This is a genomic window from Pasteurella dagmatis (genome assembly GCF_900186835.1).
Lineage (GTDB): Bacteria > Pseudomonadota > Gammaproteobacteria > Enterobacterales > Pasteurellaceae > Pasteurella > Pasteurella dagmatis.
Map to the genome: position 1 here is coordinate 711,018 of NZ_LT906448.1, position 19,411 is coordinate 730,428.

At 36.7% G+C, this 19,411-nt stretch carries 18 protein-coding genes; 13 read left to right on the top strand and 5 right to left on the bottom strand.

Going from position 1 to position 19,411, the window contains the following annotated elements; all coding sequences use genetic code 11:
• Positions 1–2 precede the first annotated feature (2 nt).
• From tsaB to rnd, 5 genes are read left to right on the top strand one after another with little or no spacing between them, the layout of a single operon-like run.
• On the top strand, positions 3–722 hold the full coding sequence (tsaB, locus tag CKV78_RS03315) for a tRNA (adenosine(37)-N6)-threonylcarbamoyltransferase complex dimerization subunit type 1 TsaB (protein ID WP_005762066.1): 720 nt from the start codon (positions 3–5) through the stop codon (positions 720–722).
• 35 nt (positions 723–757) lie between these two features.
• Positions 758–1,300 (top strand): Slp family lipoprotein, encoded by a 543-nt coding sequence (locus CKV78_RS03320; RefSeq protein ID WP_005762067.1) that lies wholly within the window; start codon positions 758–760, stop codon positions 1,298–1,300.
• Positions 1,301–1,333: 33 nt separating this feature from the next.
• Positions 1,334–1,792 carry a hypothetical protein gene (locus CKV78_RS03325; protein WP_005762068.1) on the top strand — a complete coding sequence of 153 codons (459 nt, stop codon included), beginning with the start codon at positions 1,334–1,336 and terminating at the stop codon, positions 1,790–1,792.
• Positions 1,793–1,852: 60 nt separating this feature from the next.
• Positions 1,853–3,547, top strand: a complete 1,695-nt coding sequence (gene fadD / locus CKV78_RS03330; protein ID WP_005762069.1) for a long-chain-fatty-acid--CoA ligase FadD — start codon at positions 1,853–1,855, stop codon at positions 3,545–3,547.
• Positions 3,548–3,601: 54 nt separating this feature from the next.
• Positions 3,602–4,753: a ribonuclease D gene (rnd, locus tag CKV78_RS03335; RefSeq protein ID WP_005762070.1), complete on the top strand. Its 1,152-nt coding sequence runs from the start codon at positions 3,602–3,604 to the stop codon at positions 4,751–4,753.
• 112 nt (positions 4,754–4,865) lie between these two features.
• Here rnd and pta read toward each other — a convergent pair whose 3' ends face one another.
• Both pta and CKV78_RS03345 read right to left on the bottom strand, forming a co-directional pair.
• On the bottom strand, positions 4,866–7,004 hold the full coding sequence (pta, locus tag CKV78_RS03340; protein WP_005762071.1) for a phosphate acetyltransferase: 2,139 nt from the start codon (positions 7,002–7,004) through the stop codon (positions 4,866–4,868).
• A 71-nt stretch (positions 7,005–7,075) separates the two neighbouring features.
• A complete protein-coding gene (locus tag CKV78_RS03345; protein ID WP_005762072.1) occupies positions 7,076–8,278 on the bottom strand; it encodes an acetate kinase in 1,203 nt (400 codons plus the stop codon).
• A 270-nt stretch (positions 8,279–8,548) separates the two neighbouring features.
• Between CKV78_RS03345 and yfbV the strand changes: the two genes are divergently transcribed.
• From yfbV to CKV78_RS03365, 4 genes are all read left to right on the top strand, one after another.
• Positions 8,549–8,992: a terminus macrodomain insulation protein YfbV gene (gene yfbV / locus CKV78_RS03350; RefSeq protein ID WP_032855126.1), complete on the top strand. Its 444-nt coding sequence runs from the start codon at positions 8,549–8,551 to the stop codon at positions 8,990–8,992.
• 152 nt (positions 8,993–9,144) lie between these two features.
• On the top strand, positions 9,145–9,636 hold the full coding sequence (locus CKV78_RS03355; RefSeq protein ID WP_005762075.1) for a CvpA family protein: 492 nt from the start codon (positions 9,145–9,147) through the stop codon (positions 9,634–9,636).
• Positions 9,637–9,649: 13 nt separating this feature from the next.
• Positions 9,650–11,164, top strand: coding sequence for an amidophosphoribosyltransferase (purF, locus tag CKV78_RS03360; RefSeq protein ID WP_005762076.1), 1,515 nt, complete (start codon positions 9,650–9,652; stop codon positions 11,162–11,164).
• A gap of 143 nt (positions 11,165–11,307) precedes the next feature.
• Positions 11,308–11,895 (top strand): UbiX family flavin prenyltransferase, encoded by a 588-nt coding sequence (locus CKV78_RS03365; RefSeq protein WP_005762077.1) that lies wholly within the window; start codon positions 11,308–11,310, stop codon positions 11,893–11,895.
• Positions 11,896–11,916: 21 nt separating this feature from the next.
• Here the strand turns inward: CKV78_RS03365 and moeB are convergent, their stop codons facing one another.
• Positions 11,917–12,639: a molybdopterin-synthase adenylyltransferase MoeB gene (gene moeB, locus CKV78_RS03370; protein WP_005762078.1), complete on the bottom strand. Its 723-nt coding sequence runs from the start codon at positions 12,637–12,639 to the stop codon at positions 11,917–11,919.
• Position 12,640: 1 nt separating this feature from the next.
• Entirely contained in the window at positions 12,641–13,861 is a 1,221-nt protein-coding gene (gene moeA, locus CKV78_RS03375; RefSeq protein ID WP_005762079.1) for a molybdopterin molybdotransferase MoeA, read from the bottom strand.
• A 241-nt stretch (positions 13,862–14,102) separates the two neighbouring features.
• On the opposite strand from moeA, the gene folE reads away from it, so the two are divergent.
• The 3 genes from folE to CKV78_RS03390 all read left to right on the top strand — a co-directional run bounded on the left by folE (position 14,103) and on the right by CKV78_RS03390 (position 16,812).
• Positions 14,103–14,759 (top strand): GTP cyclohydrolase I FolE, encoded by a 657-nt coding sequence (folE, locus tag CKV78_RS03380; RefSeq protein WP_005762080.1) that lies wholly within the window; start codon positions 14,103–14,105, stop codon positions 14,757–14,759.
• A gap of 466 nt (positions 14,760–15,225) precedes the next feature.
• Positions 15,226–16,029 carry an exodeoxyribonuclease III gene (gene xthA, locus CKV78_RS03385; protein ID WP_005762081.1) on the top strand — a complete coding sequence of 268 codons (804 nt, stop codon included), beginning with the start codon at positions 15,226–15,228 and terminating at the stop codon, positions 16,027–16,029.
• A 9-nt stretch (positions 16,030–16,038) separates the two neighbouring features.
• Positions 16,039–16,812: a TIGR01619 family protein gene (locus CKV78_RS03390; RefSeq protein ID WP_005762082.1), complete on the top strand. Its 774-nt coding sequence runs from the start codon at positions 16,039–16,041 to the stop codon at positions 16,810–16,812.
• A 40-nt stretch (positions 16,813–16,852) separates the two neighbouring features.
• Here CKV78_RS03390 and CKV78_RS03395 read toward each other — a convergent pair whose 3' ends face one another.
• Positions 16,853–17,407 carry an NAD(P)H nitroreductase gene (locus CKV78_RS03395; RefSeq protein WP_032855128.1) on the bottom strand — a complete coding sequence of 185 codons (555 nt, stop codon included), beginning with the start codon at positions 17,405–17,407 and terminating at the stop codon, positions 16,853–16,855.
• Between the two features lie 119 nt (positions 17,408–17,526).
• Here CKV78_RS03395 and sppA point away from each other — a divergent pair, with 119 nt between their 5' ends.
• Positions 17,527–19,407, top strand: coding sequence for a signal peptide peptidase SppA (gene sppA, locus CKV78_RS03400; protein WP_005762084.1), 1,881 nt, complete (start codon positions 17,527–17,529; stop codon positions 19,405–19,407).
• Positions 19,408–19,411: the final 4 nt, after the last annotated feature.

Sequence of the window (19,411 nt, forward strand, 5' to 3'; positions counted from 1 at the left end):
CAATGAACAATGTGACTTTATTAGCCTTAGACACTTCAACCGAAGCTTGTTCTGTAGCATTGCTTTATAAAGGCGAAAAAACAGTTTTAGATGAATTAGCTCAGCGTACGCATACACAGCGTATTTTGCCAATGGTGGACCAAATCCTTTCACAGTCGGGGATCTCATTAAAACGAGTTGATGGTTTGGTGTTTGGTCGCGGGCCCGGTAGCTTTACGGGGGTGCGTGTGGGGGCTGGCATTGCACAAGGCTTAGCCTTGGGGGCTGATTTACCCGTTATTCCTATTTCTAATTTAACAACAATGGCACAAGCTGCTTATGAACAGCTCAGGGTAGAAAAAGTGCTTTCTGCCATTGATGCTCGAATGAATGAAGTGTATTTTACACAATTAAAAGCGGAAAAAGTGCGGTTAAATTCACAAGAATTTATTGAGTGGCAAACTGTAATTGAAGAACAAGTAGCTAGTCCTGAAAAAGTGTTAGTAAAAGTTGGACATTTAGAAGAAGATTGGAAAACAGTTGGTACAGGTTGGTCTGCTTATGCACAATTCTCGTCGATTATTGAAAATCGTGAAACTGAAATTTTATTGCCTTCAGCGCAATATATGCTCTCGTTAGCGCTACCAAAATGGTACAAGAAAGAAATACTCAGCGCATTAGAGATTGAACCAATTTATTTACGTAATGAAGTGACTTGGCAAAAATTACCAGGTCGTGAATAAACGAGGAAAATGTTCTTTATGTAAGGAGGTAAATAATGAAAAAAATGACCGCACTTTTCAGCGCATTGTTGCTAACAGGTTGTATCATGCCACCTAAAGGATTAGAGCGAGATGATTTTACCTTACAGCATTTAGATAAAGTCCAACTAGAGGATTATGCTTGCCAATGTAAACAAGCACGTTTTGGTGGAAAGATTTTATCTGCACAAGCCTTAGCTGGCAAAATGCGACTTGAGATTTTAAGTTTACCACTGGTATCTTTATCCGCTAAGCCACAACTTTCTGCACAAACGAATGGCCGTTTTATTGCCTATCTTGATGGGTTTATTGATCCGGAAGTGTTAAAAGACCAGTACATTACGGTTAAAGGCACGCTGAAAAAACAAGAGAAAGGTAAGATTGATCAAGTAGATTATTCATATCCGGTAGTCAATGCTGAGTATTATAAGCAATGGCAACTCGTCCAAGAATATTATTACGATCCTGATGAAATGGCAGATTGGCGAGAAAGTCGCCGTCGTGGTTGGGGCTATCCATTCTGGCAACCTGAGCCACGTTTACGTTATGTATTATACTAACCTATTATTTTATTAACGGATAAAGAATTAACTATGGATAATAAGCCTGCCTTAAATCAGTATTATTGGTTAGTATTTGCCGCATTTGTTCTATTGGGTGGAGCATTAGGTGGTTTTTCTATCATGTTCATTTTTACAAGTATTGAAATGATTTACTCTGGTTACGTAAATGACTGGTCAGGAAAATTAGCATTTGCTGCTATTTTAGGTGGTATTTATGGTACAGTGCCTGCTACCTTAACTGGGGCAGTCACTATACTGTGGTTAAGATTAGTTCGTAGTTGGGTAAGCACCTTAGTCACTATGGTTATAGGTATGTTATTTGCCGGTTTGACTTTTATTGTGCTTTCTAAGGGTGAGGTACAGGATACCAGTTTATTTCTTTTTCCAGCAGCAATTTCAGGCGCAATTCTGAGTGTTTTCTATCCGGCTAAAGATAAAGTTGAGCGAAAAATTGACTGTAACAATAATGACCACAATATTTCTAGTTAACAGAAGAGAATTATTTACGTTATAATTTCCAATATTTTATAAAAAGAATAAGGATGTGAGATGGAAAAGCCTTGGTTTAAGAATTATCCAGATGGTTCGCCTCGCGAGCTAGATTGTTCAAAATATGAATCGTTGCTTGATATGTTTGATAATGCTGTGCGTGAGCATCCAGACCGTGCTGCGTATATCAATATGGGACAAATTTTAACGTTTCGTAAATTAGAAGAACGTAGCCGAGCTTTTGCTGCTTATTTACAAAATGAATTAAAACTTAAACGTGGTGACCGAGTGGCATTAATGATGCCCAATTTATTGCAATATCCTATCGCATTATTTGGTGTGTTGCGTGCAGGTATGGTAGTTGTGAATGTGAACCCGCTTTATACACCACGTGAACTTGAGCATCAATTACAAGACAGTGGAGCAAAAGCCATTGTTGTTGTATCAAACTTTGCGTCCACCTTAGAAAAAGTTGTTTTTAATACAGATGTTAAACACGTTATTTTAACTCGTATGGGTGACCAACTTTCATTTGGTAAACGTACATTAGTGAACTTTGTCGTGAAGTACGTTAAAAAATTAGTGCCAAAATACAAATTACCTAATGCAGTAACTTTCCGTGAAGTATTGAGTGTGGGTAAACACCGTCAATATGTTCGTCCACAAATAGAACGCAAAGATCTCGCATTTTTGCAATATACAGGTGGCACAACAGGTGTTGCAAAAGGTGCAATGCTGTCTCATGGCAACATTATTGTGAATGTTTTCCAAGCCAATTGGATCGCAGAGCCTTTCGTAGGTGATCGTTCAAGAGAACGTAAGGCAATTATTGCACTACCGCTTTATCACGTATTTGCGTTGACAGTAAACTGTCTATTATTTATTGAGTTAGGTATTACGGCAGTTTTGATTACTAACCCTCGCGATATTGATGGTTTTGTTAAAGAACTGAAGAAGCACCGCTTTATTGCTATCACAGGTGTGAATACATTATTTAATGCCTTATTAAATAATGAAAATTTCAAAGAAATTGATTTTTCAGCACTGAAATTATCTGTAGGTGGCGGTATGGCTATTCAACAATCTGTAGCAACTCGCTGGCACGAAACAACGGGTTGTAACATCATTGAGGGTTACGGTATGACTGAATGTTCACCATTGATTGCTGCTTGCCCGATTAATATGGTGAAACACAACGGTAGTATTGGTGTGCCAGTGCCTAATACTGATGTTCGTGTTATTAGAGAAGATGGCACAGAAGCTGAACTAGGTGAAGCAGGTGAGCTTTGGGTGAAAGGCGAACAAGTGATGCAAGGTTACTGGCAACGTCCTGAAGCAACAGCAGAAGTGCTCCAAGATGGCTGGATAGCAACTGGTGACATTGTGGTGATGGATTCTGACCACTATTTACGTATTGTCGATCGTAAGAAAGATATGATTTTAGTATCAGGTTTCAACGTATACCCAAATGAAATTGAGGACGTTGTAATGTTGAACTATAAAGTGGCAGAAGTAGTCGCAATCGGTGTCCCAAATGAAGTTTCTGGCGAAACTATTAAAATCTTTGTAGTCAAAAAAGATGATAGTTTAACTCGAGATGAGTTACGTAAACATTGTCGCCAACATTTAACTGGCTATAAAATTCCGAAAGATATTGAATTCCGTGACGAATTACCGAAAAGTAATGTTGGAAAAATTTTACGTAGAGTGTTACGTGACGAAGAGTTGGCAAAACGTCCTGCTGAAGAAGAATAATGATTCATTTCATTTTTTTGGGGGCGTTTAATGCCCCCAATTTGTCGTATTAAGATGAACAAACAAGTAAAAGAAATTAAAAATCCACCGCACTTTCAGCTCATTACAACTGATCAAGCATTAGCTGATGTGTGCGTTTTTGCTCAACAAAAAAGTGTAGTTGCTTTGGACACAGAATTTGTTCGAATTCGTACACTGTATCCTCAATTAGGGCTTATTCAATTATATGATGGCGAACGGGTGAGTTTAATTGATCCTTTAAGTATTCAAGACTTTTCTCCTTTTATCGCCTTGTTAGCTAATCAAAATGTTTTAAAAGTACTACACGCTTGCAGTGAAGATTTAGAGGTGTTTCAACATTACTATCAACAAATGCCAACACCAATGATCGACACGCAAATTATGGCTAGCTTTTTAAGTTTTCCAAATTCGACAGGGCTAGCAACTCTTATCCAACATTATTTTCAACTTGAAATTGATAAAGGTGCCTCTCGAACAGACTGGCTTGCTCGCCCTTTATCAGATAAACAATTAGTATATGCTGCAGCAGATGTATGGTATTTGTTGCCTCTTTATCAACGAATGCAACAAGATTTGCAACAAACTCCTTGGCAAAGTGCGGTCGAAAATGATTGTGAAATGTTATTGGCCAAAAGAGAGCAGGGAAAAGATCCAGAATTCGCTTATTTGAATATTCCAAATGCTTGGCGCTTAAATCAGCAAGAATTAATGCGTTTAAAAGTGTTAGCTAAATGGCGTTTAGAAGATGCAATGAAACGTGATTTAGCCTTGAATTTTGTGGTAAGAGGTGAGCATTTATGGGCAGTAGCGAAAAACAATCCTAAACATACTTCTGAATTGTTAGCACTCGGTTTAACGGCATTGGAAGTACGAATTCACGGTAAAAAAATCTTACATCTTTTATCACAAGCGAATCGAATGGAGGAGGCGCATTATCCAAATTTAATTACGCGAGTAGTGGATGATTCTCGCTATAAAAAAGCTTTAAAACTTCTACAGCAACAATTGAAAACCTTGCAACCTATGGATTTAGCAAGAGAAGTAATCGCAAGTAAACGGATGTTAGATGGTTTAATTAAATGGTACTGGATAGAACAAGAGGATCCAAATGCATTGCCTGAATTACTAATAGGTTGGCGTCGTGATTTTGGTTTAGCCTTTTTAGAAACGTTGAAAGGTTTATAAAACATAATGCTTTCTAAGTAAGTCATTCAACTTGATTTCTCTAAAATTATGTAAAAAAATACCGCACTTTGCTTTCACAAAGTGCGGTTTATTTTTAACAAGTGTTAGCTGCTTATTGTGTTGCTTGGATTGCTGTTAACGCAATTGTGTACACAATGTCATCAACTAATGCACCACGAGATAAGTCGTTCACTGGTTTACGCATACCTTGTAACATCGGTCCGATAGACACTAAGTCTGCAGAACGTTGTACCGCTTTATAAGTGGTATTACCTGTATTTAAGTCAGGGAAGACAAATACAGTTGCTTTACCTGCAACAGGTGAGTTCGGTGCTTTTGAACGAGCCACATCTTCCATCACTGCTGCATCATATTGTAATGGACCATCGATGATAAGATCTGGGCGTTTTTCTTTTGCTAAACGAGTCGCTTCTTTCACTTTCTCAACATCAGCACCGCTACCAGATGTACCAGTTGAGTAAGAGATCATCGCTACTTTTGGATCAATGCCAAATGCTTTTGCAGAATCTGCTGATTGAATTGCGATTTCAGCTAATTGTTCTGCTGTTGGATCTGGGTTAACAGCACAGTCTCCGTAAACTAATACTTGATCTGGTAATAACATAAAGAAGATTGAAGAAACAATCGAGCTACCAGGCGCAGTTTTGATGATTTGCATTGGTGGACGGATAGTATTTGCAGTTGTGTGAACAGCACCTGATACTAAGCCATCAACTTCGTTTGCTTCTAACATCATTGTACCTAATACTACAGTATCTTCTAATTGCTCACGCGCTGAATCTTCAGTCATACCTTTGTTTTTACGTAATTCAACAAGGCGAGCAACGTAGTTTTCACGTACAGTTACAGGATCAATGATTGTGATACCTTTACCTAATTGAACACCTTGGGCTTCAGCAACACGCATTACAGAATCTGGGTTTGCTAATAGTACACATTCTGCAATACCTCGTTCTGCACAAAGCGCAGCCGCTTTCACTGTACGAGGTTCATCACCTTCTGGTAATACAATGCGTTTTTTCGCTTGGCGAGCCAATTCCGTTAATTGGAAACGGAAGGCTGGTGGAGATAAACGACGTAAACGTGAAGATGCCGCAACTAAAGAATCAATGAATTGAGTATCAATTTGTTCGCTCACATAGTTTTTGATTTTTTCGATACGTTCTTTATCGTCCACTGGTACTTCTAAATTGAAGCTTTGTAATGCTAATGCAGTTTGCCATGTATTACCTTCAACTCGGAATATTGGTAAACCTGTGCTTTCGATAGCATGTTCACATAATTTCTTGATTTGAGCATCAATTTTATAACCGCCAGTTAAAAGTACACCCGCAATTTCCACTCCGTTCATTGCTGCTAATGATGCAGCAACAAGAACATCAGGACGGTCAGCAGAAGTAACTAGTAGGCTACCTACACGGAAGTGATCTACCATATTGGTTAAGTTACGTGCACAGAATGTAATACCACGAATACGACGTTCGTTGATTAAACCTTCATGAATAATAGCGGCACCCAAATGTTTTGCTAAGTCGCTAGCACGTGTTGCAATTAATTCAGCACTCCAAGGGATACATGCAAGTACCTTAATTGGACTTTTCTCAAATAAGTGATAAATTTCAGAAACTTGGTTTTGTGTATGTTGGAATGAATCGAAAATTTCTGCGAGATCTGGGCGAGTACGACCGGATTCATCGATTGGTGCATTGAACTTATTGATTACAACACCTAATAAGTTAGGGTTATTCTTGCCACCGAATAATGATGCAGCTGCTTTGATGCGTTCTTTTAATTCCGCAGGCGTTTCAGTTGCAGGCGCAGCAACTAAAATGATTTCCGCATCGAGTGCTTGTGCAATTTCATAGTTAATACTATTCGCATAGCTGTGTTTACGAGTAGGTATTAAACCTTCAACGACAATGATGTCATTATTTTTTGCTAATTGTTGATGATTTTCAACGATTTTTTCTAATACAACATCAGATTGATTTTGACCAATTAATGATTCAGCCACGCTTAACATAAATGGCTCTGCTGTATCTAATGAGGTGTTTGTACGTACGATAGATGTTGTACGATCAATAGTATCCTCACCAGAGTATGGTTGAGAAATTGGCTTCATAAAACCAATTTTTGCGCCTTTTTGCTCTAATGAGTGAATTAAACCAAGACTGATGCTAGTTAAGCCAACACCAGAGCTGATTGGAATAAGGATAATTGTACGGGACATAATAAACCTTAACTTGTTGATTATTTATTAAAACAGAAACTGCCGAAAGATCGGCAGTTTACTATTTCTGATTAGATACAAAGACGAGCTGTATCTTGAGCAATCACTAATTCTTCATTTGTTGGAATTACGATTGCTACTGGAGTGTTATCTGTTGTAATCACACCTTCGTTACCGAAACGTGCTGCTTTGTTTTTCTCAGCATCTACGCTATAACCGAATAGTTTTAAGTGATTTAATGTTAACTCACGTACAAGTGATGAGTTTTCTCCGATACCGCCAGTAAATACGATAGCATCTAAACGGTCACCGATAACAGCCATATAAGAACCGATATATTTTGCTAAACGGTAGCTGAATACATCCAAAGCACGTTTTGCAGCTTCTTCTTTATCATAGTTATCTTCTGAATAACGGCAGTCACTTGTTACTTCTGTTAATCCTAATAAACCAGATTTTTTGGTCAATAATGTATTGATTTCATCTACTGATAAGCCTAAGTTATCGTGTAGATAGAATACAATTGCAGGATCTATATCACCTGAGCGAGTACCCATTACTAAACCTTCTAATGGTGTTAAACCCATAGAAGTATCGATACATTTACCATTACGAATTGCGGCGATTGACGCACCATTACCTAAGTGACAAGTAATTACGTTAACTTGATCTGCAGGTACATTTAAACGCTCTGCTGCTTGTTGGCTAACGAAGAAATGGCTAGTTCCATGAGCACCATAGCGACGAACACCATGATCTTTGTATAAAGAGTATGGAAGAGCATATAAATAAGCTTGTTGAGGCATTGTTTGGTGGAATGCAGTATCAAAAACAGCCACATTTTTATCTTTTAAATGTGGGAACATTTTAAATGCTTCTTCGATACCAATTAAGTGAGCTGGGTTATGTAATGGGGCAAATTGAACAGCGTCTTTAATGCCTTGAACAACTTCATCATTAATAACAACAGAAGAAGTGAATTTCTCTCCACCGTGAACGATACGATGTCCGATTGCAACAATATCATCTTTTAATGATGGATCTAATGGGAAAATATGGTTCACAATAAAGTTAAGTGCTTCACTATGTGCAGCACCTGCACCTAAATCAGCATTACCTTTTTCACCGTGTAGCTTCCATTTGATACGAGCATCATCTAAATGAAAAGCTTCTGCTAAACCTGATAATTTTTCATCACCAGTTTGCGGATCTAAAATAGAGAATTTTAATGAAGAACTACCACAGTTTAAGATTAGGACTAATTTTTGAGACATAAGAGACCTATTAATTTGATTTTAAGTTAAAAGAACTTATTTGATCATCTTGAACAAATAAGCAGATGAAAATCTGATTGCCATAGGATACACCTTTCGGACGATAAAATAAATTCACTAGAAGCCAAAAATGAGACTTTCATCAAAAAATTTATGAATTTTTAAACATTTTTTGTAAAGGCTGAGTGGGTTTATCAGAATAAAAGCTGAATATTTAATCTATTTATGGTATTTTTATGTCTCAATTTTCTTTTCATAAATGAAATAATTATGTATTTTTTTTCGACTCTAAAACAGGGGCAACATTATTTAAAAACTTGGCCTTTGGAAAGTAAATTAGGAATGATTTTTCCTGAAAATCGTATTATTAAAGCAACGTTATTTGCACAGAAATTTATGCCATTTTTAGCTGTATTTTCAGTAGTTTGGCAACAATTCTATGCTAAACAAGAAATTGCCGCATTGGCTGTGGCAGTGATAACAGGGCTTTTTGCGTTATTCATTCCCATTCAAGGGTTATATTGGTTGGGCAAACGGGCAGCAACCAAATTATCGCCTGAAAGTGCGGTCTGGTTTTATCAAATTTGTGAACGTCTAAAACAAGTAAATGAAGCTGTACCCTTAGTAAAAGAACAGCCAACTTATCAACATTTAGCTGATGTTCTCAAAAAAGCACAACGCAAATTAGACAGCCATTTTTGGCAAGAACTATAAAATAACATTCACTTTATTTTATGATGGGGTGTGAAAATAATTTTTTCGCATTTGTTAAATTTTATTGAATTTTTAACTACGCAAACGTTTTCTTTTTTTGTAGAATAGCGCGGTAAAAAATTCATATACTCTTAGAAAGAAGAGAGCTACCAATGATTGATTACATTATCATCGCTATTATTGGATTTTCCATTATCGTGAGCTTATTACGTGGATTTGTTCGAGAAGTGATGTCTTTAGTGAGCTGGATCTGTGCGTTTCTTGTCGCAAGCCATTTTTATCCTTATCTTGCTAATTACTTAACCCAGATTGAATCGCCTTATATCCGCAATGGTAGTGCGATTGCAATTTTATTTATTGCGACATTAATTGTTGGCGCTATTGTTAATTATACAATTGGACAGTTAGTGGACAAAACAGGGTTAAGTAGTACAGATCGTGTATTAGGTGCATGTTTTGGTTTATTGAGAGGTGTGTTGATTGTTGCTGCATTGCTCTTCTTTGTGGATAACTTTACAAACTTCAGCCAAAGTGAATTGTGGAAAGAATCAAAATTAATACCGCACTTTGGCTTTATTGTTGAATGGTTCTTTCAACAAATACAAGCAAATTCTACTTTCTTAAATTCAACTTTAAACAAATAGGGGATCAATACGAATGTGTGGTATTGTCGGTATTGTTAGTCAAACACCAGTGAATCAATCTATCTATGATGCATTAACATTGTTACAACATCGTGGGCAGGATGCAGCGGGTATCGTTACTGTAGATGATGAAAATCGTTTCCGTCTGCGCAAAGCCAATGGATTGGTAAGTGATGTATTTCAACAAGTACATATGTTACGCTTACAAGGCAATTCTGGTATCGGACACGTTCGTTATCCTACCGCAGGTAGCTCAAGTGTATCTGAAGCTCAACCTTTTTATGTAAACTCACCTTATGGCTTAACCCTAGTACACAATGGTAATCTCACTAACTCACTGGAGTTAAAAGACAAATTATTCAGTCTTGCACGCCGTCATGTGAATACCAATTCAGATTCAGAGTTACTGCTTAATATTCTTGCTAACCATTTAGATCAATTTAAAAAATATCAACTTGAGTCAGAAGATATCTTTGATGCAGTGAGCAAGACACATCAAGATATTCGAGGTGCTTATGCTTGTGTGGCAATGATTATTGGACACGGTATGGTGGCATTTCGCGATCCGAATGGTATTCGTCCATTAGTATTAGGTAAACGTGAGGAAAATGGACATACAGATTATATGTTTGCTTCAGAAAGTATTGCATTAGATACGGTGGGTTTTGAATTTGTACGTGATATTCAACCTGGTGAAGCAGTTTATGTGAGCTTTGATGGTAAATTATATTCAAAACAATGTGCAGAAAATCCAAAATTAACGCCTTGTATTTTTGAATATGTGTATTTTGCCCGTCCAGACTCTTGTATTGATGGTGTGTCTGTTTACGCTGCGCGTGTACATATGGGGCAGCGTTTAGGTGAGAAAATTGCACGCGAATGGTCAGATGTTGATGATATCGATGTGGTAATTCCAGTGCCAGAAACTTCAAATGACATTGCGTTACGCATTGCACGTGTATTAAATAAACCATATCGTCAAGGTTTTGTGAAAAACCGATATGTAGGTCGTACATTCATTATGCCAGGTCAAGCACAGCGTGTAAGCTCAGTAAGACGTAAATTGAACACTATAGCTTCTGAATTCAAAGGCAAAAACGTGTTATTAGTGGATGACTCAATTGTACGTGGTACTACCTCCGAACAAATCGTAGAAATGGCAAGATCGGCGGGAGCAAAGAAAATTTATTTTGCATCTGCTGCGCCAGAAATTCGTTATCCGAATGTGTACGGTATTGATATGCCTACTAAAAACGAATTAATCGCTTACGGACGTAACGTCGATGAAATTGCAAAATTAATTGGTGTAGATAAATTAATTTTCCAAGATCTTGATGCGTTAACAGGTTCAGTACAGCAAGAAAATCCAAACATCCAAGATTTTGATTGTTCAGTCTTTACCGGTGAATATGTCACAGGTGATATCACACCAGATTATTTAGACAATATCGCAGAGCAACGTAACGACAGTGCGAAACGTAAACGTGAAAAAGATGCAACTAATTTAGAAATGCATAACGAAAAATAGTTGATGTCATAAGAAATAGGGCGGTAATGAAACCGCCCTTTGTTTTTGTAGTATTAGACTGAAAATGAATACATAATCTCTTCATTTTCTTGTAAGAAAATGTGCTAGAATCAGGCTATTTTTGAAAATATACGATTTATGTTATGAAAAATGAGAAAAAACGCTTAGTTATTGGAATTTCAGGGGCATCGGGAGCGATTTATGCAATCCGATTATTGGAAGTACTAAAACCATTAGAATATATTGAAACTCATTTAATTATCAGTAATGCAGCTAAACAAACCATTGCAGCAGAAACAGAGTATAGCATTCAAGATGTCAAAGCGCTGGCGGATGTAAATTATGATGTGCGTGATATTGGCGCAGCAATTTCATCAGGATCTTACCGCACTTTAGGGATGATTATTTTGCCTTGCTCGATTAAAACCTTGTCTGGTATCGCATATAGTTATACAGATGATTTAATCACCCGAGCGGCAGATGTTTGTTTAAAAGAGCGTAAACCTTTAGTGTTATGTGTGCGTGAAACACCATTACATTTAGGGCACTTACGTTTAATGACCCAAGCTGCAGAAATTGGTGCTCAAATTACGCCACTGATGCCTGCGTTCTATCATCACCCCAAAACGGTGCAAGATATTGTGGATCAAAGTGTTAATCGTTTATGCGATCAATTTGAGATTCAATTAGAACAGGATTTATTTCAGCGTTGGGGCTGTGAAACAAATTAAATAGATAAAGAATGCCTGTATTTAAACAGGCAATTTTATTTCTCGAATTGACATTGTCATGCCATCAATCATCAGTAACCTTCCACACAAATTTTTACCGACTTTCAACCGCACTTTGATCGCTTCTAACGCTTGAATTGAGCCAACAACGCCAACAATAGGGGCAAGTACACCAGATTCCACGCAACTTAACACATTTTCACCAAACAATTGGCTTAGATTGTGATAAGTTGGGGTATTTTCTTCATAAGTGAATACTGTGACTTGACCTTCCATACGAATGGCAGCTCCAGAGACTAAAGGTACTTTGGTTTGTTGGCAACAGCGATCAAGTTGATTGCGGATGTCAACATTGTCGGTACAATCTAATACCACATCAAAGTGCGGTATTATTTTTGCAAGTTTTTGTTCCGATAATTTTTCATTAATAGTATCTATATGAATATGTGGATTTAAACGTTGCAATGATAAACGAGCAGATTCTACTTTAGGCATATCTAAACGGCTATCATCGTGTAACACTTGGCGTTGTAAATTAGAAAGTGACACTGTATCAAAATCTAATAAAGTTAAATGCCCAACGCCCGCTGTCGCTAAATATTGACTTGCTGCACAACCTAAACCGCCTAAACCAACAATCAACATTTTGCTGGCTTTTAAGCGTTCTTGACCGTCAAAATCTACCGCTTTGAGAATAATTTGACGGTTATAGCGCAATTCTTCTTGATAACTTAATTCTGTCATATTAGCTGATCAAATGATTAAAAGGCTCAATAGTGACTGTTTCACCCGCTTCCACATTGCCACGTTCACGCTCTAACACGATGAAACAGTTACTTTTTACAAATGAACTGAATAAATGCGAGCCTTGGAAACCTATTGGTTGTACTTCAATTTTTCCGTTGCCATTTACTTGATAATAGCCTCGTTGGAAATCTAAACGACCTGGTGCTTTTTTCATTTTAGTCGTTGCAATAGCAGAAAAACGTTGTGGTGCTTTCCATTGGCTATAACCGCTGAGTTTTGCAATAACGGGTTGCACCAATTGATAAAACGTGGCTAATGCAGATACAGGATTACCCGGTAAACCGCAGAACCACGCATTTTCTAATTTACCAAAGGCAAAGGGCTTGCCTGGTTTCATTGCAATTTTCCAGAAATTGATTTTTCCGACTTTTTCTAAAACAGTTTTGGTAAAGTCTGCTTCACCCACAGAAACACCGCCACTAGTAATGACAAGATCTGCTTGCTGTTGTGCTTTCACAAAGGCTTTCTCAAATTCTTGTTCATTGTCAGGTAATAAACCGAAATCCAAAATTTCACAATTCAATTTTTCTAGCATCAATTTTACCGTGAAACGGTTAGTATCATAAATTTGCCCCTCTTTCAATGGTTGGCCTACTGGCACAAGCTCATCACCTGTGGATAACACGGCAACTTTCAAACGAGGAAATACCTTCACTTTATCAATACCCAAAGAGGCAAGTAGAGGTAATGAAACTGTATTTAACAAGCTTCCTTTGGCTAAAACAACATCGCCTTGTTTAACATCTTCACCAATTCTTCGAATATTTTGACCGCACTTGATATTGGCTGGAAAAGTCACAGAACCATCTTCATTTACAATCACATCTTCTTGCATTACCACCGCATCTGCCCCCACTGGCAACATCGCCCCCGTCATAATACGTACAGTGCTTTGCGCAACCCATTCTCCAGTAAAAGGCGCACCCGCAAAAGATTTACCCGCCACAGATAGGGTTAAACTTTGTGCTAAATCGGCTAAACGCACTGCATAACCGTCCATTGCAGAATTATCGAAAGAAGGCACATTGATCGGTGAAATTATATTTTCCGAACAAATACGATTTACCGCTTGTTCTAAAGAAATTTGCTCATCTTGTTTGCTATCAGGCGAAGGCAGAGCATTCAGCATTTGTGTCAGTGCTTGTTCAAGAGGCAACATAATAGAGTCCTTTGTTGAATTAAATGAGCATTATTTTATACCAAAAACGTAAAAATAGGTTTGACAAGCCTGATTATTTATAAAAAATTTGAAAAATGGACCGCACTTTTATTTAAAGTCTAACTCTAGCTTAAAGGACTAGCTTTAATTTAAAACTTTTCATACGAGATACCATTTATTCTCATTTTATTCTTAAGCAAGAGTTTGCTAGAATGTGTAGGTTATTTATCGGGAGTTTTAAATGAACAAGATTTCACCAGAAGCAGAAAAAGTCCGCAACGCATTGTTAAGTAAAGGGATTGAAACCCCAATGATTCGCTTAGAGCAAGATAAAGAATCTCGCCGAGTGGGAATTGAAAACCATATGCGTGAAGTGATGAAACTGATTGGTTTAGATTTACGTGATGATAGCTTAGAAGAAACGCCAGTCCGCTTGGCAAAAATGTTTGTGGATGAAATTTTTAGTGGGTTGGATTATGCCAATTTCCCTAAAATCACTAACATTGAAAATCGTATGAAAGTAAGTGAAATGGTACTCGTAAATGATGTGACGTTGACTAGTACTTGTGAGCACCATTTTGTGACAATTGATGGTATGGTTTCTGTGGCATATTATCCGAAAAAATGGGTGATTGGTCTTTCAAAAATCAATCGAATTGTGTCGTTTTTTGCACAGCGTCCCCAAGTGCAAGAACGTTTAACTGAGCAAATTTTATTAGCATTTCAAACGATTTTAGAAACTGAAGATGTGGCTGTCTATGTGAAAGCGACGCATTTCTGTGTAAAATGCCGTGGGATTAAAGATACAAACAGCTATACAGTAACTTCTGCATTTGGTGGTGTATTCTTAGATGATCGTGAAACACGTAAAGAATTTTTAACCTTGATTAATAAGTAGTTTAAAACTTATTAAAAAAATCGACCGCACTTTTTAACAAAAGCCCCTTGAGTTGTTACTCATGGGGCTTTTATTATGTAGTAAACAATCCTATTTTCAATAGTTTTACAGTCCTATATCTAAATCTGCATTGATGGTTGCTTTTTATGAAATAATTTTCCACCACTTAAGAAGTTGTTAGCTGTAATGACTAATTTTATTTCTGTGTTTTCAATATGAACATGAAATGCACTTATAGAAAATCTACCACATGTTACTGAAATGATATTAAGTAGAGAAAGCAAAACCCAAACCCAAACCCAAACCCAAACCCAAACCTAATCAAATGCAGGTAAATAGCTCTTGAAATCATAGTCACTTATTAATACAAGAGGAAAAAGTGCCAGTTTTATCTTTTGGTCTAGCTAGGTTATTCGGTATAATGGCACGCTTAAACTATCCCAAGTGAAAATAGGAATACTTAGAAATGAAAATTATCTCTTTTAATATTAACGGATTGCGTGCACGCCCTCATCAATTAGAGGCTATTATTGAAAGATATCAGCCTGATGTTTTAGGGCTACAAGAAATTAAAGTTGCGGATGAAGTCTTTCCTTATGAATTGGTTGAGCACTTGGGCTATCACGTTTTTCATCATGGTCAAAAAGGGCATTATGGTGTTGCACTTTTAACTAAACAAGAGCCAAAAGCAGTTCGTAAAGGTTTTCCAACTGATGCAGAAGATGCTCAAAAACGTATTATTATGGCTGATTTTGAAACTGATTTTGGTTTATTGACTGTGGTTAATGGTTATTTCCCTCAAGGGGAAAGTCGTCAACACGAAACTAAATTCCCAGCAAAAGAAAAATTCTATGCAGATTTACAGCAATATTTAGAAAAAGATCATAATGTAGATAATCCAATTATTATTATGGGTGATATGAATATTAGCCCAACAGACTTGGATATTGGTATCGGTGATGAAAATCGTAAACGCTGGTTGCGCACAGGAAAATGTTCATTTTTACCTGAAGAAAGGGAGTGGATGAATCGTCTATATGGTTATGGTTTAGTAGATACTTTTCGTCATTTAAATCCTGATGTAAACGATAAATTCTCGTGGTTTGATTATCGTTCAAAAGGGTTTGATGATAACCGTGGTTTACGTATTGATCATATTATTGCCAACCATAGTTTAGCCGCTCGTTGTGTTGATACTGGGATTGCGTTAGATATTAGAGCAATGGAAAAACCTTCAGATCACGCACCGGTGTGGGCTGAATTTAGATAAGGTAACATAATGGATTACGAAAAAAGTTGGCAAACTTACCGGTCAATGGTGAATGATGCATTGGCAATTTTTTCAATCAATTTGGATATTTTGAAAGAATTTCCCTCTGATTATATGCATAAAGTTGTGCAGTTTTCATTGTCATATCAAGCAGATAAAAACGGATTGCCTGATGCTAATCATTATCAAGAATTGATGAATCAGATTTTTAAAATTTTGGTTCAAGTGGGTGCACTTTCTAACACATTATATGCAGGTCATGTCTTTTCTTTAGGTAAAGCACAATTGTATTTTTATTGCCAAGAGCAAGAGCCAATTTTAGAGGCGTTAAAACAGTTTGAGCAGATTGATGCAAGTTCAGTGCAAGATGATCCAAATTGGGATACTTATTTTGATTTCTTATTACCATCACCCTTAGAAATGAAAATTAATGCGACAGAAGAAGTACTTGAAATGTTGAGGCAAAATGGTCGTGATCTTTCGGATACGTTTTTAGTTGAGCATAATTTTCATTTTGAAGATGAAAATAGTATGTATCGTTTTATGGAGCATCTGAATTTACAAAATACTGATTTTACTGTAATGAAATATAGCAATTCACCTGTTGTCATAGATGATGAAGAACCTTTCTATGTCATCAAGCTAGAACAAGAGTTAATGCTAAATACATTAGATATTTTCGGCTATGTTGAAGAGTTTGAAAATATAGCGTCACAATTCGGTGGTGAGTATATCGGTTGGGAATGTGATGCAATTAATGCAGATAAAGGTCAGTTAAATTAAGAAGAGGGTAAAATCCCCTCATTCTTAATTATTATATATTCTATAAATAAGATACAAAGTCTTCAATATTTTGGATTTTTTTCTCACGCTCATTTTTTTCTTCAGCTGTGCCAAGCATAACTAATCCTATGACTTGATCATACTCTTCACAACTAAAGGCTTTACGTAGTGCGTTACCGTTCACCCATTTGCCTGAGATCCAAACATTAGCAAAACCCTGAGCATTGGCGGCTAATTGAATAGCATAAGTAGCACAACCTGCGCTCAACATTTGTTCCCAACCTGGTACTTTAGGAATATCTTTTTTTATTTTAGCTACAACACCAATGACCATTGGGGCTCGATGAGCAAGATTTTCTGCTTTTTTTAATGCCTCTTCACCCAACTCAAATTCCTCAACAGCTGCTTGTAAAAGCGTTTTAAATTTATTTAGCCCTTTTCCTTCAATAATAATAAATCGATAAGGGTGTAATCGACCGTGATCTGGCACATTTAAAGCTGCTTGGAAGATCTGTTTGAGTTGCTCTTCGTTAGGTGCTGGTTCCGATAATCTTTTTTCTGAACGACGTGTTGTCAATAATTGCAATATTTCCATTGGCTTTTCCATTTAAGCAAAGTGCGGTCAATTTTAGCATATTTTTTATTGGGTGTTTTATTGAAACTCAACTTTATGCTATGTTAATGAATATTATTTTGTTATTTAATTGAGGTTATATGAATCCTATTTTGGTAGTTATTCGTTTTGTATGGAGAGCAATTAACTTTATTCGTGATCTTATAATGAATTTAGTTTTTCTAACTTTTGTTTTATTGTTAGCGCTCTCGATTGGTTTGTTTATTTCCGGTGATAGTAAAAAAGCTCATGGTCCTTTAGTCGGCGATCAAGGTGCGTTATACCTAAATTTAGATGGTTATTTAGCTGATAATAGAGAAGAACCTTCTTGGGAAAATGCATTAAAAGAATTTAATGATCAACATATTCCACGTCAGATTTCGACCTTTGATGTTGTTTATGCAATTACTAATGCAGAAAAAGACGAACGTATTAAAGGCCTAGTATTTGATTTGAATTTCTTTGAAGGGGGCGATTTACCAGCTTTAGAATATATTGGTAGAGCAATTAGTGATTTTAAACGAAGTAAAAAACCAGTGATTGTTTTTGCTGATAATTACAATCAAAAGCAATATTTATTAGCCAGTTATGCCGATCAGATTTATCTTAATCCCGTAGGTAAAGTTAGTATTCTTGGGATGAAACAGCAAAACTTGTATTTCAAATCAATGTTAAATATGTTGGATGTGACAACAAATGTTTTTCGTGTAGGTACTTATAAATCAGCGGTTGAGCCGTTATTACGTGATGATATGTCAGAAGCTGCAAAAGAGGATATGAAATCCTGGCTTAATCAAATGTGGACAAATTATGTAAGTATTGTGGCAGATAATCGACAAATAGAACCAAGAGCTGTTCTTCCTGATGCAAAAACTTATGTAGAGGAATTACGAGTATTAAAAGGAGATAGCTCAGCTTATACAAAACAAAGAGGACTGATTACTGAATTTGCAGATCGTTTGACTGTTGAAGATAAACTTATTGAAATCTTTGGTCAGACAGAATTGGGTGAATTAAAAATGGTTGAATTCGATCGTTATTTAGCTGATTTACCTGATCGTATGACAAGTTCTGATAAACATAAAATTGCGGTTGTGAATGTTGAAGGCGCAATCATTGATGGTGAAAGTTTTGAAGATGATGTCGGTGGTGACACAATAGCACGTTTATTACGCCAAGCAAAAGATGATGAATCTGTAAAAGCTGTTGTATTACGTGTAAATAGCCCAGGCGGTAGTGCGTTTGCTTCTGAAATTATTCGTCAAGAAGTGACACATTTACAAAAAGCGGGTAAGCCAGTCATTGTTTCTATGGGGGGAATGGCTGCTTCAGGTGGTTATTGGATTTCAAGTACTGCCGATTATATTGTTGCAGATAAAAATACAATTACAGGTTCCATTGGTATTTTTGCAGTATTACCAAGTTTCGAGAAAACGATTAAGAAAGCAGGGGTATCAGCAGATGGTGTTTCAACTTCACCGCTAAGTGAACTTTCACTATTTAGCCCACTTTCAAATGAATTAAATGATGTTTTCCAATTAGAAATTGAGCACGGCTATGACAAGTTTATCTCTTTGGTGGCAGAAGGGAGAGCTCTTGATAAAGCAGATGTAGAGAAAGTTGCACAAGGTAAAATCTGGTTGGGTCAAGAAGCGTTAAAGCATAATTTAGTGGACCAGATTGGCACATTTGACGATGCTGTTGATATTGCTATTATTAGTGTAAACGATCTATTAGAGCCAGATGAAAGAATCAAGGATTTTGGGATTGAGTGGATGGTTGAAAAGGATAGTAGCTGGTGGAATATGTTAATTGGTGATTTTAAACATAGTACACAAAGTTTAGTGAAAAATACACTCATTGATTTTTTAGGTTTGCCAAAAGAATATCAACAAGTGAAAAAACAGTTAGGTATTTTAAATAGTATAAATGATCCAAAAGGTCAATATTTGTATTGTTTGAATTGTAGTAACGTGAAATAAAGTT